Genomic DNA, 24,024 nt, shown 5'->3' on the forward strand with positions numbered 1-24,024 from the left:
CCGCACTGCCGACGCAGGTTCCTGCCACCTCCGTATAAAGTGCCCAGGTAGTGCTAGAGGTAAGTCCACTTCGTAGGACGCAGCGCGAGACCGCAAGTTCTCGCGCTGCCAGCCATTCTACCCCCCGATCAGTCCAATCGGTTCACGGCCCTCCGCACGGCCCCACTCGAGGTAGTGCGCAAGAGGATCTAGTTCGGCCGCCACAACATCTGGATTGCTTTCCAGGTAGAAGCTGGTGTCGAAAGCAGCACTTGGGTCACGATCCTCTCTCCATCCGTACTGATGGTAGTGCTCCGTGGGAATCAGGCCGGCTGCAGCTACGTCAGGCTGGTTCTCTAGATAGTAACTGGTGTCAAAGAAGGCATTGGGATCTCGCCCCTCCTTCCATCCCCACTGGTTATAATGCTGAGTTGGATCAACGCCGGCAGCGGCAACATCGGCATAGGTCGAGAAGTAGAAGGCGGAGTCGACCAGTGGCGCCTGTGGGCCGGTGGGATGAACGGCCCCTGCGGTGATCGCACGGTCCTCGTACTCACCGTACTTGAGGTAATGACCAAGCGGGTTCAGTCCCGCTGCTGCAACGTCGGGATTGGCTGCCAGGTAGGCGCTGCTGCTGAAACCGATGCTAGGATCACGCCCTTCCGAAGCGCCCCATTCCGTGTAGTGTCCGAGCGGATTAAGGCCAGCGGCGACCACATCGGGGTTCTGGTTCTGGTAGAAAACGGTGCTGAAGAGGACGTTCGGATCGCGGCCCTCGCGCCAACCATAGGTCTCATAGTGCTCGAACGGATCAAGCTGCGCTTCGGCCACGTCGGTGTAGCGAGCCAGATAGAAGGCACGATCAAAGCTCGCTATATCGAGGGAAAAATCAGCTGGATCACGAGGCTCGAGGATTGTCAGGTTCAACGCTGCGGATGCAACCGACAGATTTCCTGCCGCATCGGCCGCGATCGCAGTGAGGCTATGCGCCCCGCCGCTTAAGGGAGAGCTGGTGATGGACCAGGTGCCATCGGCGGCCGTGGCCGTACCGAGGATGGTTGTTCCATCAGTGTCGTAGAGCGTGACGATGGAGCCCAACTCGGCCGTGCCAGTTACTGTCGGGCTGTTGTCCGAGGTGCGGCCGTTGTCCGGAACTCCGGTATCGCTGCCGGGATCGAGGACGAGGATCGGCGCGTCCGGCGGCGTGACGTCGGCCTGAACGTCCAGCACAAGTGAGAGCGAACGGTCGGATTCGACGCCATCTACCGGAGTGGCGGTCGCGGTGAAGTTGTACTGGCCAAGTGCAAGGGCCGCTGTGGTGACCGACCAGCTTCCATCCTCACCTGCCGATCCGGTGCCGAGAGGTGTTTGGCCGCTATAGAGCGTGATCAAGCTCCCGGCCGGAGCTATCCCGTTCACTGTTACGGTATTATCCGTGGTGACGTTATCGCCCGTTGGAGGAGTGTCGTCAGCGAATCCGGTGATGACTGGGGCAGAGAGAGCTTCGGCGCTGATCGTGAAGGTGCCGCTGGTGGCACCCGAACCTGCAACCTGGATGTAGTAGGTCTGTCCTGGCTGAGCGATGAAGGAGACGCTCGACTGCAGAGCGTCAGTGAAGAAGTTGTTGCCCACAGCCTGTAGGCCGGCATCCGTGGTGGCGTTCGCAGGCCCAGAAAGAACGGTCAGCGCGCCATCAATATCGGGCTGGGCATCCCAGGTTTCCGATCCGGCCAGCCTGATGGTGACAGGGCCTGCTTCCGCTGCCGTGTAGCTGTACCAGACCGTGCCCTCGGCACCGAAGTAGTTGACCTCACCCTCATCCAGCGTCGCGTCGACGGTCGTGCCTTCCGCCGAGGCGCCGAGTGCCAGGGGTATCGCCCCCGCGATGGCGTCATTGTCCAGGCCGGCGGTGATGTAATCTCCGAAGGTCGCGTCGAAAATACGAAAACCACCAAAAGGAAAGGCGGCTTCGGACAAATAGAAGAAACGTTCGAAGGGGCCTGAGGCAGAGTCCGGCACCTCAACGATGAAGCCCTCGGCGTCATCATAGGCTGTGGCTGTGACGATGAGCTGAGTGCCATCAGGCAAGGTGAGGGTACCCTGATCGCCCTCAGCTCTGATGTTGCCCGTGAAGCGGCTCTCTCCCGTTATCGGGAGCCCTGCGTGGTATGATCCCGGCCCGTGGAAATGGCCGGAGGTAACGTCTTGGAAGATGGCCTCGTTGAAGATGGTCACGCAGCGCTTCCTTATGGTTGTGTTGCGCGGCTATCGTGCCTTCAAAAGCAATTTTAGTGCAGTAGTAAATCAACCAGTGGCATGGCCTGTGTGCAGAAAACTTCAGCATTCTGGCTAAGGTTGCTTGTGATCTCCTCCTCTTCCAACTTGAATTATCTTATTGGTAGAATTAATGTTCTCGATATCTACTTACAATTAGGTGCTGTGATCGTTCCGGAGCTCGCTATGCCGTGACAACGGGATTGACTTAATTCGGGCGACACCCAGAGGCCAGCTGCTTCTGGACGCGAAGACGAAGGCATAACGCGAGAGTAGGCGACTCTGGAGGCTGGCCAAAGGCAGAGAGGGTTGCGCTCTAATAGCGCTTCAAGTGAGCGGCCATCGCAGTCACTGCAGTTCAATCCAGGACTGTCTCTCGAAATGTCCGAGACCAATTTTTGCTTGAGCTTCTGATGTGCCTGCTCACAGATCCAGCGTGCTTTAATGCTGACCGTTAGGGCGTGTAGTGACGTGCCAGGATCCAGATTGCTAAGGTCGTGATTCCGTTTATCGCTTGTCTGCCACTCGCTACCAGCCAGACCTCGTCGCCCGGCAGGTGCCGGTTGTTGGCGCATACGTCTCCATCATCCACCTAGACACGTGCTGCGGCGAACTGGGCAGCCAGCGCATCCTCCATACCCTGCGTCGGGTTAGATCGAGACGCCTTGAGAGATCCCCTGTTCCATCCCGCTTTTGCGTTTCTCTTACGCCTCGCGCGAGGCAACGGTACCCGAGCAACGCCGCGAACTCGTCCCCAGGTCGGCCGCAACGGGCTGGACAACGCAACCATGCTCTCGGCAGCCGTCGCGGTCTAAAGCTCCCATATGGCCATATGCACCGTCGGCCCGGCCCTAGATCTGCTTCATGCCGTCCACCAACTTGCCGACCTAGGCACCAACCTACTTGCCGAGCCATCGCGTGCTGATCGCTCCACGAGCGCTCGCCATCATCACCTCGCCAAGATCCAACTTAGACAATGCTTTAGTCATGACCTGCGACACGCACCCAGGCTCATCTGGCAATCGTACATATTCACCAGCTCACCACCCCCATCTCTCAGGAATGTCATCAGCGCGGATGTTAAAAAAAGCTTAGCTTCCGTTTTCTTTAGCGGTCGGCACCGCCGATCCTGTCAAACCCGATTGACGGTAGCCGATGTCGAAAATCCACATTTCTGCATTCAATGTCGCACGCCATGCTGTCGTCTTGGGGACGGAAGGGGAAACGATCACCCTGAACGTGTTCCGCGAAGACTTCACGCTCGAACAGGAGTTCGAGATTCGGTTCGCCGAGCCAATGCAGCACGGCTTCGGGCTGATCACCAACCACGATCTGAGCCAGCCCATCAGGGTGCGGTTCGACGCCGGGGACACCCAGCCGAAAACGATTATGCTCGACTTGTTCGACGATGATGTGGTCCGCAACGAGAGCTTCGTGCAGTGGCTCAACGTCATTCCCGGCATGAACACCAGCGAGGGCGACTTCACCTCTCCCGGTTACACTGGCCGGTGGGGCGACAATCTGAACTTCGGCATCTCCATCGCCGAGGATGACCATCCCGGAGTCTACGCCACCCTGCTAACCAATACGCTCGATGACTCCACCATCACGGCGCTCGAAGGTCAGCAGATCAGGTTCAAGTTCGAGCGGCAGCACGAGACCGGGCGGGGTGAAGTGTTCTTCATGCCGACCAACGAGGAGGATGCCTATTTCGGCGCCTTGAAGCTGGGCTACGATCCGGCCGATCCCTTCAAGGTGGTTTGGGAAGACGGTGACACCTCAGCCAAGTTCCTGACCATCGACGTACGCGACGACGACATGTATCTTCCCTTGAATAACTACATGACGTGGGCGCTGGTTCCGGGCGAGAACGTCAGCCGCGTCATCGGTCCTGACATGATGTACGGGGGTCACACAAGCGACGGCAGATGGGAAGGTCCAGTCTACTTCATGGACAACGACAACATGCCGAGCCTCGGCATGAGAGTGCCGCGCGTCGAGGTCACCGAGGGCGTTCACAGCACCCTGTCCTTCGAGGTAACCCGCACCGGCAGGACCGACTTCCAAGGCACCACGAAGGCGTGGATCAAGCTTGAAGGCATGGGCGACAATCCGGCCGAGTTGTCTCGCTTCGGCGCCATGCCGGATGTGGAGGTGTCCTTCTCTTGGGGCGAAACCTCGAAGATGATCACGCTCAACCTCCCAAATGATTCCATCTATCAGGGCACTCAGCAGATCAAGGCCACCGTGGTCCGGGGCGAACATCGCTGGTGGAACGACACCTTGATCCAAGACACGGTCGAGGGCGTCAGTTCGGCGGCGAGCGTGACGATCTACGACAATGATCGCGCACCGCCTAACCTGCCAGACCCGCAGCCGCTGCCCAACACGAGCATCGATGTCTATCGGTATTACAACAACGATACCGGAATGCACTTCTACACGCGCAGTGACGATGAGATGGCGCGCATCAAAGCGCAGATTCCGCAGATGACGCCGGAAGGTATTGGTTTCAACGCTTTCGCCGATGAGGTGCTGGACGCGACCATCGCCTTCCGCTTCTACAACAAGTCCACAGGCGTCCATCTCTACACAGCGAGCCTTGAGGAGCGCGCATTTATCAACGAGACCCTGCCGAACTGGACGGAGGAAGGCGGGGCGTTCCGCGTGTCCACCAAGGCGGGTGCCGGGCTTGATGAGGTCTACCGTTTCTACAACACCCATCTGGACTCGCATTTCTTCACGGCGAGTGAGGCGGAGAGGGACAAGGTCATGGCAACCTTGCCGCAACATACCTACGAGGGCGTGGCGTTCTATGTGCCGGAGACGGTGATCGCCTGATGGTGTCGCGGGAGGTCTTGGCCTCCCGCACTCATCAAGCCCCGACCGGTGGATCCGCAGTGCGATCATCCGCACTGGTGGGCGTGACATGAAGGGCCAACAAGTGGCCCAACGTTTCGAGCGTCAGGTGCCGCTTGGAGTTCTTCTTACGCTTGGCGCTGTCACACGCCGCCCGTCCGCCGCTCTCGGTAGGGAGCGTGTCGTCCCACCATCTAGACGCAGCGCTGTGCTGCGCCCTTCGTCCGCCGGAGAAGCGCAGCACCATCCGGAAATTTCCGGCCAGGCTTTGCTGTGACGCCGCCACCAAGCTCAGCAACAGGGGAGCACTGTGGCATGGCTGGCATGGCCTGCAGGTGCCAGGATCGACGGCCATGGTATCCCAACAGGCAGCCTGCGTGTCGACCCAGTTCACCAGCAACAGGCGGATTCCACAGTGTCAGTTGACCCCGCCGAAGGATCGCCAACCTTACTCCTGGGCGGGTGCCCCCTGCCCTGCTCGCAGGATGTCTGGGGCACAATGCCCCTCCTCGACCTCGTTGATCAGGAACACATCCCCCTGCGCGTTACGCCGCCGCAGCGGCAGCAGCGCCTGGTAGGCAACAGAGCCGTACCAGGCTCGGGCTGCCATCCGGTCTGGAAAGGCGATGACGATCAGGTCGCGTTCGCAGCGCCCTTCGAGCACCTCGCGCGGTCCGCCATGGATCAGAAAGCGGCCGCCAAAGGTGCCAGCGTGGCGTCGATCCCCTCCAGGTAGGCGACGATGTCTGGCCCCATCCGCACGTCGTGCAACAGGCCGATGGCGTAGCAGGCCATGGCACGATCCTCCTTTCCGGTTCAGGCCACCGCCGGAGCAGACCGCGCCCCAGCTTCCAACCAGGCCAGCAGGGCCACTGCGCCGGCCTGCCCCAGCAGGAACAGCCATCCCGGCAGGCTGGGCGAAACCAAGCCCAGCATGGGCAGCAACACGCTTCCCATGGCCCAGAAACCGTTGCCCGCCACCACCAGGCTCAGGCCCCAGCGCGGAACGGTGGGCCGAGAGGCCAACCACGCCACAAAGGCCGCAATCAGCAGCAGCGCCAGCCCGGCTTCTCTTAGCAGCGCAGGCGGCAGGGCCATCCAGCGGCCAAGCTGGACAGGCGCGGCCAGCAGCGCGGTGCCCATGGCAGCGCAACTCAGCGCGTCGAGGCTCAACAGGGCGCGCAGGGACAGGCGGGAAGTCAGGTGGCGCATGACACGGTCCTCGCAGATCTGCGGCGCCGCGGGACGCGGGCCGGTATGGCGAGGCTGGACCCTGCCCCAACAGCCGGTCGATGACCTCGCGGGTCATTGTCGGGCTTCGGAGAGGCCGGCTAGGCTCCGCCCATGATGAACAAGGAGCGGCCGACGGCCGGCACCCTGCTGCGGCACTGGCGGCAGCAAAGGCGGCTAAGCCAGATGGCTCTGGCGCTGGAGGCCGGGATCTCGCAGCGACATCTGAGTTGCCTTGAAGCCGGACGCGCCATGCCCAGCCGGGCGATGGTGCTGCATTTGACAGAGCAGCTTCGCGTGCCGCTGCGCGAGCGCAACGCCATCCTGGTGGCGGCGGGTTTTGCACCGTTCTTCCACGAGCGGTCATGGCAGGCGCTGGAACTGTCAGCGGCACGGCAGGCCATGGAGCGCATCCTGCAGGGCCATAACCCGCACCCGGCGCTGGCGGTGGACCGTCACTGGAACCTGATCTCGGCCAATAAGGCCGTCTTCGCTCTGCTGAGCGGGTTGTCAGGGTCGCTGATGCAGCCACCCGTCAATGTGCTGCGCCTCAGCCTGGCTCCGAACGGGCTGGCGCCGCGCATACTGAACTTCACCGAATGGCGCGCCCACCTGCTGGCACGGCTGACGCACGAGGTGCAAACCAGCGCGGATGCAGTGCTGCTGCGGCTGCTGGAGGAGCTGAAGACCTATCCCATACCGCCCCAGGCCCGCGGAACCCGCGCTCCACCACTTGAGGAGGCCACCATCGCTGTGCCGCTGAGGCTGGCAGGGGCTGAAGGACCGCTCAGCTTCCTCAGCACCACGACGGTGTTCGGCACGGCAGTGGATGTTACCCTCGCCGAGGTGACGATTGAGACCTTCTTCCCAGCCGATGACATGACCGCCATAGCGATGGCGAGGCTGACTGAAACGTTGCAGTAAGTGAACTCCGATCACAGATGTATGTCAGGAAGGTTCGCCTGATACCTACATGAGATGAGGGCATAGCAACCACCTTCTGCTTCGGAGTTGTCAACAGGCGCTAGGCATTAGGTAAGGTTAAATAGAATCTTTGTTAAATAATTGGCGTAGAAAAAACGGTTCGTACTACATCGTTATACCTCATAATTTCATAGCTCTGGTGCGCCTGATAAGCCGATCGTCATGCGCCTGACAAACCAAGGCATCCCGTGCAGCTTCGAGTAAGTGCCTTACGTTACCGCCCGCTGACGATCAGCGTCACGGCAGCCCCTGACCTGTGTGGCGATGGATCTGCTGCTTCGCGCCCCTATCAGTCACGGCTCGACCCCGCTCAGCATCCCAGAAGCCGACCCGTCGTTCGGTTGGACGTGAGGCTGGATCATCCAGCAGTTCGGGATCAGACCTTCCACGTCCTTCGCCGTGGAGAATGACCAATCACGCGCTTGTAGGCGTGGCCGAAGGCACTCTGGGACGTGTAGCCAACGCGGGCGGCGACGCCTGCGACATCCATCGCGCCCTGCTCCAGCAGGCGGCGCGCCAGCGTCATGCGCCAGTATGTCAGATAGTCCAGCGGCGGGCGGCCGACCCGCCTGGTGAACAGGGCGGCAAAGGCCGAGCGCGACATGCCGACCCGCACGGCCAGTTCCTCGACAGTCCAGGGATGGGCGATGTCGCCGTGCAGGAGGCGGAGCGCCCCGCCGGTCCGGCGGTCGGCCAGGGCGCCGATCCAGCCCCGGCTCTCCTCCCCATGGTCGGCGACATAGGCGCGGATCGCCTCCACCAGCAGGATCTCGGCCAGCCGTGCCATGATGAGCCCGCTGCCCGGTCCGGGCCGCTCCGTCTCCGCTTCCAGCAAGCCCAAGGTTCTCACCACCGCGGCGGCAGAGGGCGCCTGCCTGGCGATGTGCATGAAACGGGGCAGCGCATCCAGCAGGAACGCGGCGTCGTCGTTGGCGAAGGCAATCCCGCCGCCGACTAAGATGGTCTCGGCGCCGCCCAGGTGAACCACGTCCTGGTCCGAAGCAGTGAACAGGGGCGTGCCGTCGACAGCTTCGACATCCGGGCGGCTCGTCACCGTGTAGGCGGTGTTGCCGAGCAGGAAGGTGTCACCCGCCGAAAGTCCCAGTGGCGGCTGCCCTGCCACCAGCATCCAGCAATCCCCGCGCAGCACCGCCACGAACTTCAGCCGCGCCCGTGTCGGAAAGGTGAGCGCCCAGTCTCCCGCGGCTTCCAGCCGCGTGCGGCGAACGCTTCGTGCGCCGAGCGTGGCCAGCACGTCGGACAAGGGATCACCGGCACTCCTGGACGCAGACGACAAAACCATGGCGCCTCGAGCATAGATCATCCGGCAGCCAATCCATACCTTCTCACCGACAAAAGGAGGCAGCCATGAACATCGAGAAGGTTGTGGTGATCACCGGAGCTGGCAGCGGCATCGGACGGGCCAGTGCGCGGCTGCTCGCCGCTCGGGGCGCCAGGCTCGTGCTGGGCGGGCGACGGGAAGCGCAGTTGGCGGCCGTGGCCAGGGAGATCGAGGACGCAGGCGGAACCGCCGTCCACCGGCAGGCCGATGTCACGCGACGTGCGGATCTGGCCGCCCTGGTCGGGCTGGCCTGCGACCGCTACGGCCGCCTCGACGTTCTCGTCAACAATGCAGGCATTGGCCCGATCTCACGCTTCGATGCGCTGAGGGTCGACGATTGGGACGCGATGATTGACGTCAACATCAAGGGCGTCCTCTACGGCATCGCCGCTGCGCTCCCTGTGTTCCAGCGGCAAGGTTATGGCCACATTGTCAATGTTGTCTCAACGGCGGGATTACGGATCGTGCCGACGATGGGGGTTTATGCCGCCACCAAGAACGCAGTCCGGACCATCACAGAGGCCTTGCGGCAGGAGGCGGGTCCCCATCTGCGGGTGACTGAGGTGTCGCCAGGCATGATTGCCACCGATTTTGTGGACTCGATGACCGATGATGCGGCGAAGGCGGCCGCGCAGGAGCGGGTATCCACCATCGCGATACCGCCAAACGCCGTCGCGCGAGGCATCGCATTCGCGATTGAGCAGCCGCCGGAGGTGGATGTCGGCAGCATTGTGATCCGTCCTACCGCACAGGAATGAGGAGCGGCGAGGGAGCGAGAAATGCGGCACCGGCCTCCATCACAAACGTCTGCTCTGGTCATCCGATTGCCTGAAAATAGCTGTTCCATTTTCGACCAGCCTTCGCCCACTTCGACAACCAGCGCCTTTATGGAAAGAGCCAGGAGGCCCTTGCCCTGCGCCTGACTATGGCTTTGTTCAATCGGATAAGACCGGCATTCAGAGGCACCCTCGACATGACGCTCTGGAGCGCAAGACGAAGAGATCCCGGTAGCCATACGGACAAGCCTCACTTTGACTGATGGTGAATTGCGCATGAGCTGGACGTGCCGGGGGCTAAGACGTGCCGGAACCTGAAAGCTTGGCCCCCCAGACCGAAAGCATCTCCATCCTGGTGAACCGGCATGACTGGTCGACAACATCGCTTGATCCGCGATCAATGTAGCCCAGAGCCTGAGAACCGCGGTTGATATGGTTCTCGCACCGGGGCATCCCATGTGCCTTGCTTGGGGGCCGGACCGGACCCTCCCCTATAACGATGCCTACGCGCCCATTCGGGGCACCCGTCATCCAGCAGCGCTGGGTACACCCATCGCAGCGGTCTGGTCGGATGTCCGGGCGAAGATCGCGCCCCTGCTACAGCGCACCTTCTAGGGGACCATCGCGACGTACCGTGACATGCCCCTGCTGATGACCCGGCATGGCTATGCTGAGGACATCTGGTGGAGCTTCTCCTACTCTCCGGTGCGGAACGAACAGGGCGATGTGGCGGGTCTGATGAATGTCACGCTTGAAACCACGGAGCGCGTGCTGGCCGAACGCGAGCGGGACGCGGCCGTCGAACGCCTCCACCGGCAGGCCGCGCTTGGTGCGGCGTCAACAGCCCCTGTTTGATCAGGCTGGCCCTTGCGCCCGGCAGCGCGGCGAAGACGCGGTTGAACCCGCCCATGTGGCTCCCAGCGATGAAGCGGCTGTTCAGCGTATCGTGTGAGCCACACTCGGCAGGCGCGTCATGCCAGCAAAGTCCGTTGGAAACGACGTGGATAATGCCGCCAACAACTCACGAGCCGTTGACCCGCGGCGATCCGCTCGACCTTCGTTCTCGTGAGCCAGAACGCGTCAGCCATGGATGCACCTCCGGCAGCGACGGAATCAAAGCATGATGGAAGCGAAAGAGACGGATTAACAGGTCCTGAGCTTAGCATGCCTCCGCTGGAAGAATTTCTTGGAGGCTGCATCCGATCGGCATTCCAGCCCGTATAGTTTATTAGACGGCGAACATGCCTCTACGCCTTGAAGGAGGTCCTCATGGGTATCGGTCGACTAGAACCGCTCGTTGCGGGAACTGTGGCACTCTGGGCAACGCTTTCGCCGGTTGAAGCCGCCACATTGCTCGGCTTGACCAATGACAACCGTATCATGGTCATCGATGCCGAGGCGAGCCGCGCGCGAAGCCCGATGGCGATCCAAGGGCTGAACGGAACCTTGCTGGGCATCGACCAGCGGCCGGCCGACGGCAAGCTCTACGGCGTCACCGATCGTGGACAGATCGTCACCATCGATCCACAGACCGGGCGTGCGCAGGAAGTCAGCCGCCTGTCGATGCCGTTCAGCAGCGGCGGGCGCGCGGTGGTTGACTTCAACCCCGCCGCCGACCGCCTGCGCCTGATGGGAATGAATGGCACCAACTTCCGCGTGCATCCTGACACCGGCGCCGTGACGCAAGATGGAAGCTTGAAGTACGCTGCGGGTCCATTGGGTGAAACCACGCCTCGCATCACGGCAGGCGCCTACACGAACAGCGTTGGGAAGCCCGCATCGACCGAGCTCTACACGATTGATGCAAGCCTCGGGCAGCTGAACCTGCAGGCCCCTCCGAATGACGGGGTGCAGCAGGTCAGGCACATGCTGGGCTCGCTGCCTCCAGGCATCGCCTTCGACATCGTGCCGCACGCCGATGGCCGGAACCAGGGGATCCTCTTGAAGCTCGGCACGCTGCACAGCGTGGATCTTCAGACGGGCGGCCTGAGCGAGGCCAAGCCGATTGCCCAGCTGCACGATACCGAGATCATCGATATCGCGGCCATGCGCTAAGCCACAAGGGTGTGCGGCCGACAAACCAGCAGCAGCATTGAGCCAGCCCAGGGGCTCAGAAGAAGCGCGAGGTTTTCATCGACAGCAGCCTTTTCTTTGATTGCGACTTGCCAAACTTGTGTTGGCCGTGGCTTTTGCTGCGGTCCCGCGCATTGCTGACGCGGGAGTGGGGAGGGCGCATGGCTGACGATCATGACACACTGGAGGAGTTGATGCTGTCGGTCGCGCGTGGTGATTCTCCAGCCCTCAAGATCATTTACCAGCGCCAAGCCGGGAAGATGATGGGTGTGGCGATCTCCATCCTGCGCGATCGGGAGGCTGCGGCGGATGCATTGCACGACGCCTTCATCAAGATTGCCGAGCGTGCGCGGCAGTTCGATGCCGAACGTGGCGCGGCCGCGGCGTGGATGACCGGCATCGTGCGCAACGCGGCACTGGACCGAGCCAGGGCGCGCGGGCGCGAAACACTTTCCGATGATCCCAACCTCGGCGATGCACTGCTGGAGCCCCGCGCCCTCGAACGCATCACCGAGAACGAGGATGGGCAACGCCTGCGGGACTGCCTTGAACAACTGGACGAGCAGCCCAGGGGTGCCATCCTGCTGGCCTTCGTCCACGGCCTGTCGCATCCGCAGATCGGGACGCGGCTCAAAGCGCCGCTGGGCACGGTGAAGTCGATGATCCGTCGAAGTCTGCTTCGGCTGCGGGAGTGCCTGGCATGATGCCCCGTGATGAAGAGGACATGGACCTGTTCGCCGCCGAGTACGTCCTCGGCACCTTGGAGGCGCGCGAAGTGATGCAGATCGAAGCCGCTCTGGCGGGCGATCCGCGGTTGCGCGAAGCGGTACAGCGCTGGCAGCACCGTCTTGCGGCGCTCAACATGATGCCCACGGTGGAGAGCGTGCCGCCTGAGTTGTGGTCGCGCATCGAGCGCAGCTTGGCCGAACGCCGAGTTGGCGCGATCGTAACGCCCATCGTCGCGGCGCGGAAGCCGTTCGTCCGACCTGGACTGTGGCGTGGGTGGGCCTTTGGAAGCACCGCACTGGCCGCTGGCCTGGCCGCCTTCCTCTGGATGCGTCCCGCGCCGGAACGCTTGACCACGGTGCTGCTCAGCGAGCGTGACCAGCCTGCCTGGCTAGTGGAGGCACGAGGCGGTGCGTTGCAACTTGCGGCTCTCAACCCCCGTCCGGTTGATCCGTCACGGGTGCTGCAGCTTTGGGCCCTTCCGCAGGGGGCGACGGCTCCGACCTCGCTCGGTCTTATCCCGCCTAGTGGCCAGTTTAGCGTCACGCCGGGTGGCATCACTCCGTCGGCCGGCATGCTGGTGGAGATCACGCTGGAGCCGCCTGGCGGATCCACCACCGGCAGGCCCACCGGGCCGGTCCTTTTTATCGGCCGGCTATCGCCCGTCAGCGGCTCCTGAGAGCAGCGCGGCTGCAACGCGACCGGGGTTTCATGGCCTTGCCATAAGGCCCCGGCGCCGGAGGCGCCGGTGGTGCTGTTCGCTCCCCTTGGATACGTCAAACCTCGCCGCGCAGTCGTTTCCATCGCTCGGTTAGCAAGACTGCATCATCTATGTTGATGTCCAACCTGCGCGTTAACGTACTTTGGTTGCACAGTCATTGCAGGATGCAGGAACGATTTATGCCAGCATCATACTTCGGCTTTTCTGTTCACACGGATGCGAGCACCGCATCCGTTGGCGCGCACCGCTCGTAAGTTGGGTGGCGGGTCCGAAATCGAGGGCGTCCATGACTCCTCGCTCCCGCTAGCATCGGCCTGAGTTCTTCAGGCTGTGTTCTCCCCACCAAAGGCCTCCTTCCGGAGGCAGAACCAAGGAGAAACCCAATGCTTGGACTGTTCGGCAAGGGCCACGGCGGCAATGACCACGGCGGCAATGACCACGGTGGCAAGGGTGGCGATTGGAACGTCAGCAAGGACGACAACAGCGTCAATGATTCCCATAACGACCACAGCGTGAACGACTCCTACAACGACACCGATTTCCTTTCAGGCAACAGCTTCCTGAACGGCAACAGCTTGCTGTCGGGTAACGAGACCTCGCTGACCCTGATCGGCTCCAAGGGCGGTGGCTATGGCGGTGGCCATGGCGATTGGGGCAACGACTACCACTAAGCGCCCGCTCGCTGATCAGCGCGGCGGCCAGTTGGCTGCCGCGCCTTTGTGCCTCGTGCGACACCGGACGAGGAAGCTTCATCAGCGGGAGCACGTCATGCCCCAACCCGATGCCGCCTCGGCCCTGGAGCCGCAGAACGATCCAGGCCTGCGCCGCGCGTGCATGCCCTACTTCATCGCCGCCGCCGTCTTCAGTGGCGCCATCAACCTCCTCTACCTAGCATCACCTATCTACCTGATGCAGGTCTATGGCCGCGCGTTGCCCGGGCGCAGCGAGGCGACACTTCTTCTCCTGACCCTTGTGCTGCTGCTCGCCCTCCTGGTCATGGCGCTGCTCGATGCCGTGCGAGCCAGGATCCTCGTCCGCGCTGGCATCCGCATGGACCAGATGCTGGCGGCGCGCTTGCTGGCGACGCTGGCCGCGCGAGGCACGCGGCGGGAATCCGGTGGCGGAGAGAAACGCGGCGAGGCGCTACGCGATCTCGATCAGCTACGACAGGTCATGACGGGCGCCGGGGTGCAGACGCTGTTCGATGCCCCCTGGACGCCGATCTACCTCATCATTCTGGCGCTGATCCATCCCGTTCTGGGCGTAGTGGCGACAGCGGGCGCACTGCTGCTGCTGCTGCTTGCCATCCTCAGCGAGTTCGCCATCCGTCGGCCGATGCGCCACGCCACCGAGGCGGCCAGCCGCTCCTACGCCTTTGCCGGGGAGGTGCTGCGGGGTTCCGAGCCGGCTGTGGCTATGGGCATGCTGCCCGGCCTTGTCGCACGCTGGCAGGATGACCGCTGGGGCATGATCGGCGGTCAGGCCGAAGCCAGCGACCGCCATGCCGCCTTCTCCGCCGCGACGCGCTTCCTGCGCCTGTCCTTGCAGAGCCTGATGCTGGGCGTTGGCGCCTGGCTTGCCATCGAGCGTGCCGTCGAGCCAGCCGTGATCTTCGCTGGTGTCATCCTGATGGGGCGCGCCCTGGCGCCGGTCGAGCAGGCAGTGGGTGCTGGCCGCCAGATCAGCGCCGCCTGGGACAGCTGGCGCAGGCTGCGTGGCGTCTTCGCCGAGATGCCGGCGCAGAAGCCGCGCATGTCCCTGCCGCGCCCCGACGGGCGGCTTGCGGTGGAGAAGCTCACCTATCACTTGTCCGGCCCCGGCGGGCGTCGGGTACTGCGCGACGTGTCCTTCTCCGTCGCAGGCGGGCAGGCGCTGGGCATCATCGGCCCCAGTGCTGCGGGGAAATCGACCCTGGCCCGCATGCTGATCGGCGCACTGGCGCCAGGCGAAGGGCGTGTGAAGCTGGGTGGCGTCGATCTCCGGCAATGGGACCGGCAGGCGCTGGGGCGCCATGTCGGCTACCTGCCGCAGGAGGTCGGCCTGTTTGCCGGCACGGTGCGCGACAACATCGCCCGCTTCGGCCAGGCCTCGGATGAGGAAGTTGTCGCCGCCGCACTGCATGCCGACGTGCACGACATGATCCTGGACCTGCCGCAGGGCTACGACACGCCGGTCGGGCCTGGTGGCGCCGTGCTCTCCGGTGGGCAGCGGCAGCGGATCGGGTTGGCCCGCGCGTTGGTCGGCCTGCCCAGCCTCGTCGTGCTGGATGAACCCAACGCCGCGCTCGACGCGGAGGGCGAGATGGCCTTGCGGCAGGCCCTCATCGCCCTGAAGGAGCAGGGCGTCACCTTCGTGGTGATCGCGCATCGTCCGAACATCATCGGCGCAGTGGACGACCTCCTGGTGCTGGAGGACGGAGCGGTGAGCATGACCGGCCGCCGTGCGGAGGTGATCGACGCCCTTCGGCGGCAGGCGGTGCGTCCCGTCGACCACAAGGAGGCGGAAATCGGGGAAGAAAAGCGGGACCAGTCGGCGGGAGGTGCGCCATGAGTGGAACTGACGGGCTGCTGCACGGCCAAGCGGCCCGCCCACATTCCGATGCGCGCGGCTCCATCGTCTTCGGCACGGTGGTGATGGTGTTGTTCTTCGCCGTCGCCGGTGGCTGGGCAGCCCTGGCGCCGCTAAGCGGCGCGGCAGTGGCCCCAGCCTCTGTCGCGGTTGATGGCAACCGCAAGACGGTGCAGCATCAGGAGGGCGGCATCATTCGCGAGATCCTTGTGCGCAATGGCGACAGGGTCGCGACGGGAGACCCGCTGCTGCGCCTGGATGGCACCGCCACCCGGGCCCAGGTTGACGTGCTGGAGGCGCAGTACAATGCCCTGGCCGTGACGCAGGCCCGGCTGGTGGCCGAGCGCGAAGGCACCCAGGATCTGGTGCTGGACGATGCCGAACTTGTGGCACGGCCTGGCGGGCTGGCGCCGGCTTCCCTGATCGCTGCGCAGGCCGCGCTCCTGGTGGAGCGGCGCCGTCAGCTGGAAAGCTCGGTCGCCGTGATCGGGCAGCAGATGGTGCAGCTGCGCGAGCAACTCGCCGGCGGGCTGGCCGAGTTGGATGGCATCGACCGCCAGCGCCGGCTCATCGCCGACGAGGTGGAAGGCTTGCGGGACCTGCTGCGGCAGAGGCTGGTTCCGCGCACACGCGTACTGGCGCTGGATCGCAGCGCCGCCGCGCTGGATGCCGATCGGGGGCGGGTGGTGGCCGACATGGCCAGGGCTCGCGCCTCGATCGGCGAGGCGGAACTGCGCATCCTGCAACTGCGTCAGCAGCGTCTGACGGAAGTATCAGATGCCCTGCGCGACACCGGCGACCGCATCGCAGAGGTCCTGCCGAGGCTTCGCAGCGCGCGGGATGCGCTGGCGCGAACCACGATCATGGCGCCGGCGAACGGCGAGGTGGTTGGCCTCAGCGTCTTCACCGAGGGCGGGGTCATCGCGCCCGGCGCGGCGCTGCTCGACATCGTGCCGCTGGGGGCGCCGCTATTGTTCCAGGCGCGTCTGCGGCCGGAGGACAAGAGCCGCGTCGCATCCGGCATGGCAGCCGAGATCCGGCTGTCCGGCATCTCGGAAATGCGCGACCCGGTGCTTCGGGGCTACGCGACGACCATCTCCGCCGACCGGCTGACGGAGGATCGGACCGGCGAGGCCTATTATGCGGTCGAGCTGCGAACCGATGCCAGCGACCCGCACACCGTGGACACCTTGCGCCGGCTCCGGCTGCAACCGGGCATGCCTGCCCAGGTCACCATCGCCACGGAGCCGCGCAGTGCCCTGGACTACCTGGTCGGACCTTTGCGCGACCGGCTCGGGCGTGCCTTCCGGGAGGAGTGACGCATGGCGGATCGCGAACCTAGCATTCGGCGGGCGTCTATCATCGACCTCGTCGACGAGCAGGATGCGCTGCCCGCCTTTCGCAGGCGCCGCCCGTCCCGGGGCGAAACCGTTCCGGACGTGTTGACGCCCGCCAGGACTGGCGCCGGCACCAAGGTCGAAGCGAAGCTGCCGGGCGAGGCCGATACGCCCGCCAGCGGGTGGTTTCGCCAGCAGCGGCGCCCGAGAATAATGACAATCTGGGCGGCCGGAGGCACAGCTTTAGTGGCGACTGTCGCAGCGTTGCTGAGCATGAATGGTCTGGAGAAAGATGGCCCCGGTCTTCCACCATCGCCGCCAGGCCGGTATCCCCAGGTGGCGCTGATAACAGAGATGCCAGGGATGCTGATGCCCGAGCCGCTTGGCACTGCTTCACCGGAGGCAGACACGCCCGAGCCGGTCGCCGCGCCCCTGCAACAGCCTGCCTTCGCGCCGGGCGTGCAAACCTATCGCCTCGAGGTCCATCGGCTTGCTCCGGTCGGACCTGACCGCATCGTGCAGGCAGCAGAGCCACCGGCGCAGAAGGCGCCCGCCGCGGCGTCCGTAGCACGAACCGAGGACGCGTCCCCGGCAAGAAATGCCGAAGCACGGGACGGCGACGGTTCTCAGCCGGCGGTACGGAGCCAAGCACAGGCCACGGCGCGCAACGGCAGCCCGACACTGAAGGCGGTTGCCCGCCAAGTAGCCTCTGCCAAGGGACGTGGCTTGGCAAACTGCCGTGCCGTCATTGTCCGCGTGCAGCTGGGAGAGAGGCTGACGGCAGTGGAGCGGCGTCAATTGCAGGACGGATGCGGCTGAACGGGCTGCGCTTCAGACAATGCACTGTTGCTGCTCCGTGCCTGTCACCGCCAGGACAGAAGATCCAGGTCGAGCAGCTTGCGGAGCGATGCATCGGGGATACTGTTGATGGACCCGGTGAAATCTGGCTCGCAATCGCCGGCGAGAAAATCGTCCACGGGGGCATTGATGGCACGGGCCGGACGGTCCTCGACAACGGCCAGGGAGTGGGAAATGCGTTGCGCCAGCATGCACGCGAGAACGGCATCAACATGGATGGAAACGAGCTTGGTTGAGGCGCTTGGCTCAGGGCGTCTCTGATCTGCCTGCAGTCGCATCCGCACAAAGCCAATGACCTCGTCCTGATACAGGAACCGGTAGATCCCTTGATGCTGTCCCCTTTCTTCTTGGACCTCGGATATAGCCTCGGCTCCGCAATCGCGAAGGATCAGCGCGTAATCTGGGTCCTGCGTGGTTAGGAGATCGGCCATCCGCGCAAAGAGCTCGAAGCTATAGCCGCGCATGAACTGCTCCAGTGCGGACTGGATGCCGCGCGGAGATAGGGTGCGCAAGCTGGGCATTAGCAACAAATCTGCAACCGTGGGGGCTTTGAGCATCGCTGGCGTTCCATTCTGGAGAGGTCAAACTTCTGGCGACTTCCACCTTGCCCCGGTGTTGGCCCCGGGACGTCTTCGCCAATTCATCTACGGGGCGCAGCCCTTCGCAGATGCATCAAACCCGATCTACTTGTCACGGTAGGCCAAAATTTCCCGGTGCAATTGGTTGGAACTTGACGCTGGTGGATACACGATGAAAAGGACACCACATTGAATGACTTTTTCGTGTTGTCCGGCGTCCATCTTGTTGTTCCCTCCGTAGGGAATAGTGACGGGTCATCCTGGCCCGTCTTGACGGGGAAACCCCGCTGCGGAGGCACAACACGCCATGAACTGGAAGAAGTTCAGTCCCGACGCCATCAAGGAATGGCTCAGCCCCGAGAACGACTTTACCTTCCTCCATCTTTCCAGGAACGGGCCCGTTGAAAAGGATCTCGGCGCCGGCAGGGATACTGTGCTGGTCTACGGCGAGCAGGCAGGGCAGGCTCGGGTGACCTTTACGAGCGCCGAGGTCGGCAATGGCAATGCGCGTGACTCGAACACCATGGCCAACCAGGATGGCGGCCTGGCAGTGCGGCTTCAGAAGGAGGGCAGCAACGGCGATCTTATCGGCCCCGTGCACCGCTTCGACGACGAGGGCATCACCTTCAAATCCTTGAATCCGGGTGTCACCTTCGACGTGCGTGATCTCGTCGCTGGGACCGAGCGGGGCGATCAGTTCAATGTCGTCAGTCTCGGCACGGAGAAGAGCGACCACTTCGATCAATCCGGCTCGCCGCTCTCCTCTTACATCAATGGCGGCATGAGCGATGATGTCATCACCGGCGGCAAGAGCGATGATTTCCTGGTTGGCGGCGCGGGCAATGACACGCTGAAGGGCGGGCCCGGCAACGATTCCCTGCTGGGCGGTGCGGGTGACGACGTGGCGCTCTTCAATGTCTCTCGTGACGGCGCCGATATAGCCGATCTTGGCCCTGGCGGCGATGTGGTGAGCGTGGGTGCCGATGCTGCTGGCCAGGTCCGGCTGACCTTTACCAGCGCCGAGGTGGGCAATGGCAGTGCGAACGATGGCAACGCTCTGGCAAATCAAGACGGCGGCTTAGCTGTCCGCCTCCAGGCAGAGGGCAACAATGGCGAGTTGAAGGGGTCGGTAAGCCGATTCGATGATGAAGGCATCACTTTCGAGGCGGCTAAGAAGGGCCTCACCTTCGACGTCCGCGATCTAGTTTCCGGAACCGAGCGCGGCGACCAGTTCGATGTTGTGCGTCTCGGCACCTCGGAGTCCGACACGATTGACGTGTCCGCCTTGGCCAAGAGCTACTACATCAACGCCGGCATGGGTGATGACATCATCACTGGTGGCAAGGGCGATGATTTCCTGGTTGGGGGCGCTGGCAACGATCTGCTCAACGGCGGCACTGGCAACGACTCCCTGCTCGGCGGTGTCGGTGCCGATACCTTCGCACTCAGCGCGCCGCTCGGGCTCACGGGCAGCTCCGACAGCATTGTCGACTTCAGCGTCGGTGAAGACAAGATCCAGCTCGATATCAGTGTTTATGCCGGGTTGCCCGTGGGCCAGCTGGCGGAGGACGCCTTTGCTGTCTCAGGGACCGCTGGTGAAGACAACGCCCGGATCATCTACGACACGGATACGGGTGACCTGTTCTTCAACGGGTATGGCGCTTGTGGCAGTGAGACTATGGTCTTCGCGACGCTGACGACCAAGCCGGCGGATCTTTCTGCCAGCGACTTCTTTGTCGCCTAAATGGAGAACGGCCGGGCATCAAGCCCGGTCGACATTCTCCAAGCGCTGTCTCTATAAGCAGGAGCCGAAGTTTCACGATCAGCGCACTCGCTTGAGCCAGGACTACGAAGCTGCACTCGTTGCCGCTCCTTTGACAGCGTAACGCCATTAAGCCAAGCATTTCGGTAGGAGATGTCCCTTTTCCAATAGAGGCTCATCCTTCAGCAGCACGCCGCGATCTTCTTGCTTCTCGATTCCGAGTTACCCCCGCATAAGTCGCAACTCCAACAAAGAGCGGCATCGGCTGCCCCGATCCGATCATCCGGTCCCATCAGCAGGATGCGACACGGCCTGAGGCATGATCCTGCTCACAGAAGCTGCACTGCAACGGGTACTTCGAGGTGTCCGAATGCTTCTGGATGTTATCGGCGGCTGCAGTCCAGAAAGATCCGGGTCGTTCCCGTGGGTGCGGTTGAAGGGAGCGCTGCTGACAAGGTGTAGCCGCAAGGCTGCTGTGTGGAGATCCAGCTGTTGACGGCGTGGTACTGCTCAGCTGTCGTGGATGGCTGACGTGGGAAGGGGGTCTGCAATTCTATTTGGCACTTCGAACTTCTGCAGTCGATGGTCCGCAAGCTGTCCCGCGGCAGGCGGGAGTCGGCAGCATATGATGTGCGCAGCGTTGCTTCTTGTGCACGGGCCCAGGCATCATTCCGCTGTTCGTTCTGGACTTCCCGCGCCAGGCTATCCAGGAAGCGGACTTCCTCCTGGCTGCGGCTCTCCAAGGCTGTGCGGTATTGCTCTGGGGAAAGGTTCGCTGGCCAGTCCTGGGCCGGCGCACAGGAGAGAAGCATCAGGGCTGTCAAACCTGTGCCGAAGAACCAGACTGGCCGCTCGCATGACATGGGCATCGCAGCACCTCCAGGACGCTTTCGCTAATCTACCTTATCCAGACTGGCACTAGCTGCCGAACGGATGATACGGTTCCCCCCGGGAACTGGAGCTGCACGAATGCTCCTGACGCAGAGCTCGGCACCACAGGCGGCTGTACCCATTGCAAGGTTGCGCCCCCAGAAAGGGTGCGTGGAGCGCCACAGGTGACGGTGAAGGTTCCTGAATGCACGCATAGGCGTGCCGTCAGGGTGCCGCTAGACAGCGAAGCATTGAAGAGGACATAGGAAAGATCGTCGACCGACCAGCCGGGCGGCATGGTGATATGACAGAAGGCAAGCTCCCTGAAGACATAGAGCCAGTGCTGGTAGGGGACGGCCGACGTGGTGTCGTAGGGCGGATATGAGATACAGGTAGCCCCATTGATGACCTCCGTGGCGGTTTCCGCACGCGCCGGAAGCTCCAAGCCGGTGGTTAGAACGATGAGTGCAGCCTGCAGGCATCTACTGAGTTTCATGGCAGAACTCCCTGTATGGGAATGCACTGCGTCTATATGCCGTTTCGTACCCGGAATTATATGTTTTTTCTCGATCGGCGACCACAAGAGAATGACAGGCAGCATCAGACCCGCGTGGATGCCTTGAGCGACGCAGGGGCCGGCGAACCAAGATATGATCTTCTCAACGCCGGCCAGGAGAATGGCTTGATCTGCACAGGCTTCACGCTCGACCGCAGTTCCATTGCAAAATGGTCGATAGCCGGGAATAGGCACGACGATGGCCGGATCAGGCGGTGGACTAGAATGGCTTGCTGATGAAGATAGCCGATCCAACAACGGGCGACGTCGTTCCAGGGAAAGCCGATGGGGAAAATCCATGTCCAGCTTCGTTGCCGAAGCCTATTCCCACGTGCCACGAGAGATCGGCCCTGCCATCGCTGAGCCGATGTGCCAGCTGTCGCGGTGCGAGTTCGAGCATGCCTCCAGGAACTCGACGACCGGCGCAGCGGATTATGACCTGGATCTAGCGAAGTTCAGCCTGCACTACGGCAGCAGTATACCTTGATACCGGTCCTGTGCTGGTGAGGTGCGTCATCCTGTGCCGCCTTCGACGGGACGCCAACCCAGGTCGCTGAAGAAGCGAAGCAGGTAGCCATCTGGATCAGCCATGACGAACTGCCGGCTGCCTGCCTCAGTCTGATCTTGTCGATACCAACGCTCTTCAAGCGGGATAACGACCATCAAACTCGCCTGCTGGACACTCGCGTACAGAGTGTCAACATCGGATACCTCGATCTGCAGGTTGATCCCTCGGCCGAAGGGATACTCGAGGGGGGCGGTTCGGAAGCGTCTACCTGGTCCAGCAGCCTCTTCCAGCATGAGGTGAACCCCTTCGCGGATCAGGTAAGCGAAGCGCTCTTCAGGGCGACTTACGTGACACCTGAAGCCCAACACATCAATATAGACGGACAGCGAGTGGTCTAGATCGAAAACATCAAGCTCAGGGACGAGAGAAGGAGTGGCGGGCATATCGCATCTTCTACCTGCGCCGTTTACCGCTACGCTTATGCCTTGTGTTTTCACCGGCTTCTTACCCATCGCGACCGTGCCCGACAGGCATTCAGTCCCAGCCTACAAACGTTTGCTGCCGTTCATCGAGCATTTTACTCCGCCTCAGCTGCAAGGATCTCACTACGGCGGCGCAGCAAGCACCTTAAGCGAGAACAGATCTTCATCGGATCGCCACCAGCCTCCGGGCGGTGTAGAGTGAGCCCGCTAAAACACCGCCCGGCCGGAGGAAACCACCGGGCGGTTAGCATTCGGGTGACACCCTTGCACTGACCCTGCCCTATGCTTGCCTGCCATGGCCTAAGCGGTCGCAAGGCTGGTCTCGATTGACGATGCGTCGAGCTGGCGAGGTTGTTCTCCGCCTTTCCGATAAGGAAGTAAGCATCAGAGCGAAGGCCGCGGCAGGCAGGATGCATGCAGCGGCTTTCTGGATGGCTGGAAACAGGCTTGTCTCGGGCGCTGCTCCCGCAGGATCAGCGGGCGATCGGCAGCCCTGTCCGGCGCATCCAGCTGTCGAGCGCGTACCGCCCCGCGCCGGTGACATAGAGCAGCAGAAAGCCACCTATGATGCTGAGGTTCTTGTAGAAGTTCACCGCATCATTGTACCGGACCGCGCCCTCTGTTGCCCAGAACGGGTGCCCGATCAGCCCGGTGCCCAGGGTGTAGAGCACCATGAGCAACGCCAGTGGTCGCACCCAAAGTCCCAGGCCGATGGCCAGGGCCACGAAGACCTCGACAACCAGTGCGACAAGGGCCGCCAGGGACGGCATGGGCGCGCCCACCTGCGCCATGTAGGCAACGGTTGCGGAGTAGCCGATCAGCTTGCTCCAGCCAAACACCAGGAACAGCACGATCAGGAGGATGCGGGCGGCGAGGATCACCTCGTCACGCATCCGGTCGGCAGCGAAGTTGGTCACGGCTCACGATCCTTTCGGAGCATGGGTTGTAAGAAGGGCCTTATTGTTCCTTGGCGATCGGCGTGGTGAGCGCGATGTCGTCCGTATCCACCACAAAGACGGCGAGCAGCTTGGCAGGTTCGGTCTGGCTGGCATTGGCGCTCACATCGTGGCGGTCACCCGGCAGCTCGGTGAAGTTCTGGCCTTCGGTGAAGGTCCGCAAAGCACCACCATTGAGCTGGTTCAGCACGGCGCCCTGCAGCACGGTGGCGTAGATCAGGGCCGAGCGGGCATGCGTGTGGGCGGGGTTCGCACCGCCGGGCGCATACTCCACCAGCACGCCCTTGATGCTCTTGTTCGGCAGGCCAGGCAACTCGTGCTGGTACACCAGCGTCACCGTCACGCCGGAACTCTGCGCGATCTGCGGCACCGGCGCGGAGGCCAGCTGATGGTCATGCGCCGCCGCGGCCTGCAGTGGCAGGGTGGCAAGCAGCAGGGTGCGTAACAAGGTCTTCATGGATGGCTCCTCGCTTCTCGCTGGTTCAGGCCGCGGCCGCGCGGCGTCGGAGCCAATCCTCGAGACTGGTCTGGCCGAGCCGCGCCTCACCCAGCGGCACCAGGGACAGCTCACGCACCTCGCCGCCG

Annotated in this window: 22 protein-coding genes; 13 read left to right on the plus strand and 9 right to left on the minus strand. The window is 62.9% G+C overall.

Annotated features, from left to right (window positions below; translation table 11 throughout):
- Nucleotides 1-117: 117 nt before the first annotated feature.
- On the minus strand, nucleotides 118-2,214 hold the full coding sequence (locus tag ACFOD4_RS20785; RefSeq protein ID WP_379599577.1) for an Ig-like domain-containing protein: 2,097 nt from the start codon (nucleotides 2,212-2,214) through the stop codon (nucleotides 118-120).
- A 1,194-nt stretch (nucleotides 2,215-3,408) separates the two neighbouring features.
- Here ACFOD4_RS20785 and ACFOD4_RS20790 point away from each other — a divergent pair.
- Nucleotides 3,409-5,094: a Calx-beta domain-containing protein gene (locus tag ACFOD4_RS20790; RefSeq protein WP_379599579.1), complete on the plus strand. Its 1,686-nt coding sequence runs from the start codon at nucleotides 3,409-3,411 to the stop codon at nucleotides 5,092-5,094.
- 466 nt (nucleotides 5,095-5,560) lie between these two features.
- On the opposite strand, the gene ACFOD4_RS20795 is transcribed toward ACFOD4_RS20790, so the two are convergent.
- Both ACFOD4_RS20795 and ACFOD4_RS20800 read right to left on the minus strand, forming a co-directional pair.
- Complete coding sequence (locus ACFOD4_RS20795) at nucleotides 5,561-5,776, minus strand: DUF1330 domain-containing protein (protein WP_379599581.1); 216 nt, start codon at nucleotides 5,774-5,776, stop codon at nucleotides 5,561-5,563.
- Nucleotides 5,777-5,928: 152 nt separating this feature from the next.
- Nucleotides 5,929-6,324, minus strand: coding sequence for a hypothetical protein (locus ACFOD4_RS20800; RefSeq protein WP_379599583.1), 396 nt, complete (start codon nucleotides 6,322-6,324; stop codon nucleotides 5,929-5,931).
- 132 nt (nucleotides 6,325-6,456) lie between these two features.
- Here ACFOD4_RS20800 and ACFOD4_RS20805 point away from each other — a divergent pair, with 132 nt between their 5' ends.
- Nucleotides 6,457-7,266: a helix-turn-helix domain-containing protein gene (locus tag ACFOD4_RS20805; RefSeq protein WP_379599585.1), complete on the plus strand. Its 810-nt coding sequence runs from the start codon at nucleotides 6,457-6,459 to the stop codon at nucleotides 7,264-7,266.
- A 436-nt stretch (nucleotides 7,267-7,702) separates the two neighbouring features.
- On the opposite strand, the gene ACFOD4_RS20810 is transcribed toward ACFOD4_RS20805, so the two are convergent.
- Nucleotides 7,703-8,590: an AraC family transcriptional regulator gene (locus ACFOD4_RS20810; protein ID WP_379599587.1), complete on the minus strand. Its 888-nt coding sequence runs from the start codon at nucleotides 8,588-8,590 to the stop codon at nucleotides 7,703-7,705.
- 104 nt (nucleotides 8,591-8,694) lie between these two features.
- Here ACFOD4_RS20810 and ACFOD4_RS20815 point away from each other — a divergent pair, with 104 nt between their 5' ends.
- From ACFOD4_RS20815 to ACFOD4_RS20855, 9 genes are all read left to right on the plus strand, one after another.
- Nucleotides 8,695-9,426, plus strand: coding sequence for an SDR family oxidoreductase (locus ACFOD4_RS20815; RefSeq protein ID WP_379599589.1), 732 nt, complete (start codon nucleotides 8,695-8,697; stop codon nucleotides 9,424-9,426).
- A gap of 657 nt (nucleotides 9,427-10,083) precedes the next feature.
- The gene (locus ACFOD4_RS20820) at nucleotides 10,084-10,299 is read left to right on the plus strand and encodes a PAS domain-containing protein (protein ID WP_379599591.1); all 216 of its coding nucleotides are present in this window, start codon (nucleotides 10,084-10,086) and stop codon (nucleotides 10,297-10,299) included.
- 495 nt (nucleotides 10,300-10,794) lie between these two features.
- The gene (locus ACFOD4_RS20825) at nucleotides 10,795-11,499 is read left to right on the plus strand and encodes a DUF4394 domain-containing protein (protein ID WP_379599593.1); all 705 of its coding nucleotides are present in this window, start codon (nucleotides 10,795-10,797) and stop codon (nucleotides 11,497-11,499) included.
- Nucleotides 11,500-11,678: 179 nt separating this feature from the next.
- Nucleotides 11,679-12,221, plus strand: coding sequence for a sigma-70 family RNA polymerase sigma factor (locus tag ACFOD4_RS20830; RefSeq protein WP_379599595.1), 543 nt, complete (start codon nucleotides 11,679-11,681; stop codon nucleotides 12,219-12,221).
- On the plus strand, nucleotides 12,218-12,922 hold the full coding sequence (locus tag ACFOD4_RS20835) for an anti-sigma factor (protein WP_379599597.1): 705 nt from the start codon (nucleotides 12,218-12,220) through the stop codon (nucleotides 12,920-12,922). The genes ACFOD4_RS20830 and ACFOD4_RS20835 overlap by 4 nt, the downstream gene beginning before the upstream one ends.
- 425 nt (nucleotides 12,923-13,347) lie before the next feature.
- On the plus strand, nucleotides 13,348-13,635 hold the full coding sequence (locus tag ACFOD4_RS20840; RefSeq protein ID WP_379599599.1) for a hypothetical protein: 288 nt from the start codon (nucleotides 13,348-13,350) through the stop codon (nucleotides 13,633-13,635).
- A gap of 97 nt (nucleotides 13,636-13,732) precedes the next feature.
- The gene (locus ACFOD4_RS20845; protein ID WP_379599601.1) at nucleotides 13,733-15,514 is read left to right on the plus strand and encodes a type I secretion system permease/ATPase; all 1,782 of its coding nucleotides are present in this window, start codon (nucleotides 13,733-13,735) and stop codon (nucleotides 15,512-15,514) included.
- Entirely contained in the window at nucleotides 15,511-16,851 is a 1,341-nt protein-coding gene (locus ACFOD4_RS20850) for an HlyD family type I secretion periplasmic adaptor subunit (protein ID WP_379599603.1), read from the plus strand. Before ACFOD4_RS20845 ends, ACFOD4_RS20850 begins: the two co-directional genes overlap by 4 nt.
- Nucleotides 16,852-16,854: 3 nt before the next feature.
- The gene (locus ACFOD4_RS20855) at nucleotides 16,855-17,688 is read left to right on the plus strand and encodes a hypothetical protein (protein ID WP_379599605.1); all 834 of its coding nucleotides are present in this window, start codon (nucleotides 16,855-16,857) and stop codon (nucleotides 17,686-17,688) included.
- Between the two features lie 44 nt (nucleotides 17,689-17,732).
- Here ACFOD4_RS20855 and ACFOD4_RS20860 read toward each other — a convergent pair whose 3' ends face one another.
- A complete protein-coding gene (locus ACFOD4_RS20860; RefSeq protein WP_379599607.1) occupies nucleotides 17,733-18,284 on the minus strand; it encodes a hypothetical protein in 552 nt (183 codons plus the stop codon).
- Nucleotides 18,285-18,612: 328 nt separating this feature from the next.
- Between ACFOD4_RS20860 and ACFOD4_RS20865 the strand changes: the two genes are divergently transcribed.
- Nucleotides 18,613-20,049, plus strand: coding sequence for a calcium-binding protein (locus ACFOD4_RS20865; protein ID WP_379599609.1), 1,437 nt, complete (start codon nucleotides 18,613-18,615; stop codon nucleotides 20,047-20,049).
- Between the two features lie 916 nt (nucleotides 20,050-20,965).
- On the opposite strand, the gene ACFOD4_RS20870 is transcribed toward ACFOD4_RS20865, so the two are convergent.
- A complete protein-coding gene (locus tag ACFOD4_RS20870) occupies nucleotides 20,966-21,793 on the minus strand; it encodes a hypothetical protein (RefSeq protein WP_379599611.1) in 828 nt (275 codons plus the stop codon).
- On the opposite strand from ACFOD4_RS20870, the gene ACFOD4_RS20875 reads away from it, so the two are divergent.
- Nucleotides 21,792-21,980 (plus strand): hypothetical protein, encoded by a 189-nt coding sequence (locus ACFOD4_RS20875; RefSeq protein WP_379599612.1) that lies wholly within the window; start codon nucleotides 21,792-21,794, stop codon nucleotides 21,978-21,980. The two genes, ACFOD4_RS20870 and ACFOD4_RS20875, sit on opposite strands and share 2 nt — an antisense overlap.
- A gap of 26 nt (nucleotides 21,981-22,006) precedes the next feature.
- Here ACFOD4_RS20875 and ACFOD4_RS20880 read toward each other — a convergent pair whose 3' ends face one another.
- The 3 genes from ACFOD4_RS20880 to ACFOD4_RS20890 form a co-directional block, all read right to left on the minus strand.
- Nucleotides 22,007-22,444: a bleomycin resistance protein gene (locus ACFOD4_RS20880; RefSeq protein ID WP_379599614.1), complete on the minus strand. Its 438-nt coding sequence runs from the start codon at nucleotides 22,442-22,444 to the stop codon at nucleotides 22,007-22,009.
- A gap of 512 nt (nucleotides 22,445-22,956) precedes the next feature.
- Nucleotides 22,957-23,400 (minus strand): DoxX family protein, encoded by a 444-nt coding sequence (locus tag ACFOD4_RS20885; RefSeq protein WP_379599615.1) that lies wholly within the window; start codon nucleotides 23,398-23,400, stop codon nucleotides 22,957-22,959.
- Nucleotides 23,401-23,440: 40 nt separating this feature from the next.
- Nucleotides 23,441-23,896: a cupin domain-containing protein gene (locus ACFOD4_RS20890; RefSeq protein WP_379599617.1), complete on the minus strand. Its 456-nt coding sequence runs from the start codon at nucleotides 23,894-23,896 to the stop codon at nucleotides 23,441-23,443.
- Between the last annotated feature and the right edge of the window lie 128 nt (nucleotides 23,897-24,024).

Origin of the sequence: Teichococcus globiformis (assembly GCF_042646265.1) — a bacterium.
Taxonomy (GTDB): domain Bacteria; phylum Pseudomonadota; class Alphaproteobacteria; order Acetobacterales; family Acetobacteraceae; genus Pseudoroseomonas; species Pseudoroseomonas globiformis.

Excerpts from the sequence above, each read along its gene's own strand:
- ACFOD4_RS20790 (WP_379599579.1), top strand. The coding sequence starts at position 3,409 with ATGTCGAAAATCCACATTTCTGCATTCAATGTCGCACGCCATGCTGTC.
- ACFOD4_RS20800 (WP_379599583.1), bottom strand. The coding sequence starts at position 6,324 with ATGCGCCACCTGACTTCCCGCCTGTCCCTGCGCGCCCTGTTGAGCCTC.
- ACFOD4_RS20805 (WP_379599585.1), top strand. The coding sequence starts at position 6,457 with ATGATGAACAAGGAGCGGCCGACGGCCGGCACCCTGCTGCGGCACTGG.
- ACFOD4_RS20815 (WP_379599589.1), top strand. The coding sequence starts at position 8,695 with ATGAACATCGAGAAGGTTGTGGTGATCACCGGAGCTGGCAGCGGCATC.
- ACFOD4_RS20820 (WP_379599591.1), top strand. The coding sequence starts at position 10,084 with ATGCCCCTGCTGATGACCCGGCATGGCTATGCTGAGGACATCTGGTGG.
- ACFOD4_RS20830 (WP_379599595.1), top strand. The coding sequence starts at position 11,679 with ATGGCTGACGATCATGACACACTGGAGGAGTTGATGCTGTCGGTCGCG.
- ACFOD4_RS20835 (WP_379599597.1), top strand. The coding sequence starts at position 12,218 with ATGATGCCCCGTGATGAAGAGGACATGGACCTGTTCGCCGCCGAGTAC.
- ACFOD4_RS20840 (WP_379599599.1), top strand. The coding sequence starts at position 13,348 with ATGCTTGGACTGTTCGGCAAGGGCCACGGCGGCAATGACCACGGCGGC.
- ACFOD4_RS20845 (WP_379599601.1), top strand. The coding sequence starts at position 13,733 with ATGCCCCAACCCGATGCCGCCTCGGCCCTGGAGCCGCAGAACGATCCA.
- ACFOD4_RS20850 (WP_379599603.1), top strand. The coding sequence starts at position 15,511 with ATGAGTGGAACTGACGGGCTGCTGCACGGCCAAGCGGCCCGCCCACAT.
- ACFOD4_RS20855 (WP_379599605.1), top strand. The coding sequence starts at position 16,855 with ATGGCGGATCGCGAACCTAGCATTCGGCGGGCGTCTATCATCGACCTC.
- ACFOD4_RS20860 (WP_379599607.1), bottom strand. The coding sequence starts at position 18,284 with ATGCTCAAAGCCCCCACGGTTGCAGATTTGTTGCTAATGCCCAGCTTG.
- ACFOD4_RS20865 (WP_379599609.1), top strand. The coding sequence starts at position 18,613 with ATGAACTGGAAGAAGTTCAGTCCCGACGCCATCAAGGAATGGCTCAGC.
- ACFOD4_RS20875 (WP_379599612.1), top strand. The coding sequence starts at position 21,792 with ATGTCCAGCTTCGTTGCCGAAGCCTATTCCCACGTGCCACGAGAGATC.
- ACFOD4_RS20870 (WP_379599611.1), bottom strand. The coding sequence starts at position 21,793 with ATGGATTTTCCCCATCGGCTTTCCCTGGAACGACGTCGCCCGTTGTTG.
- ACFOD4_RS20880 (WP_379599614.1), bottom strand. The coding sequence starts at position 22,444 with ATGCCCGCCACTCCTTCTCTCGTCCCTGAGCTTGATGTTTTCGATCTA.
- ACFOD4_RS20890 (WP_379599617.1), bottom strand. The coding sequence starts at position 23,896 with ATGAAGACCTTGTTACGCACCCTGCTGCTTGCCACCCTGCCACTGCAG.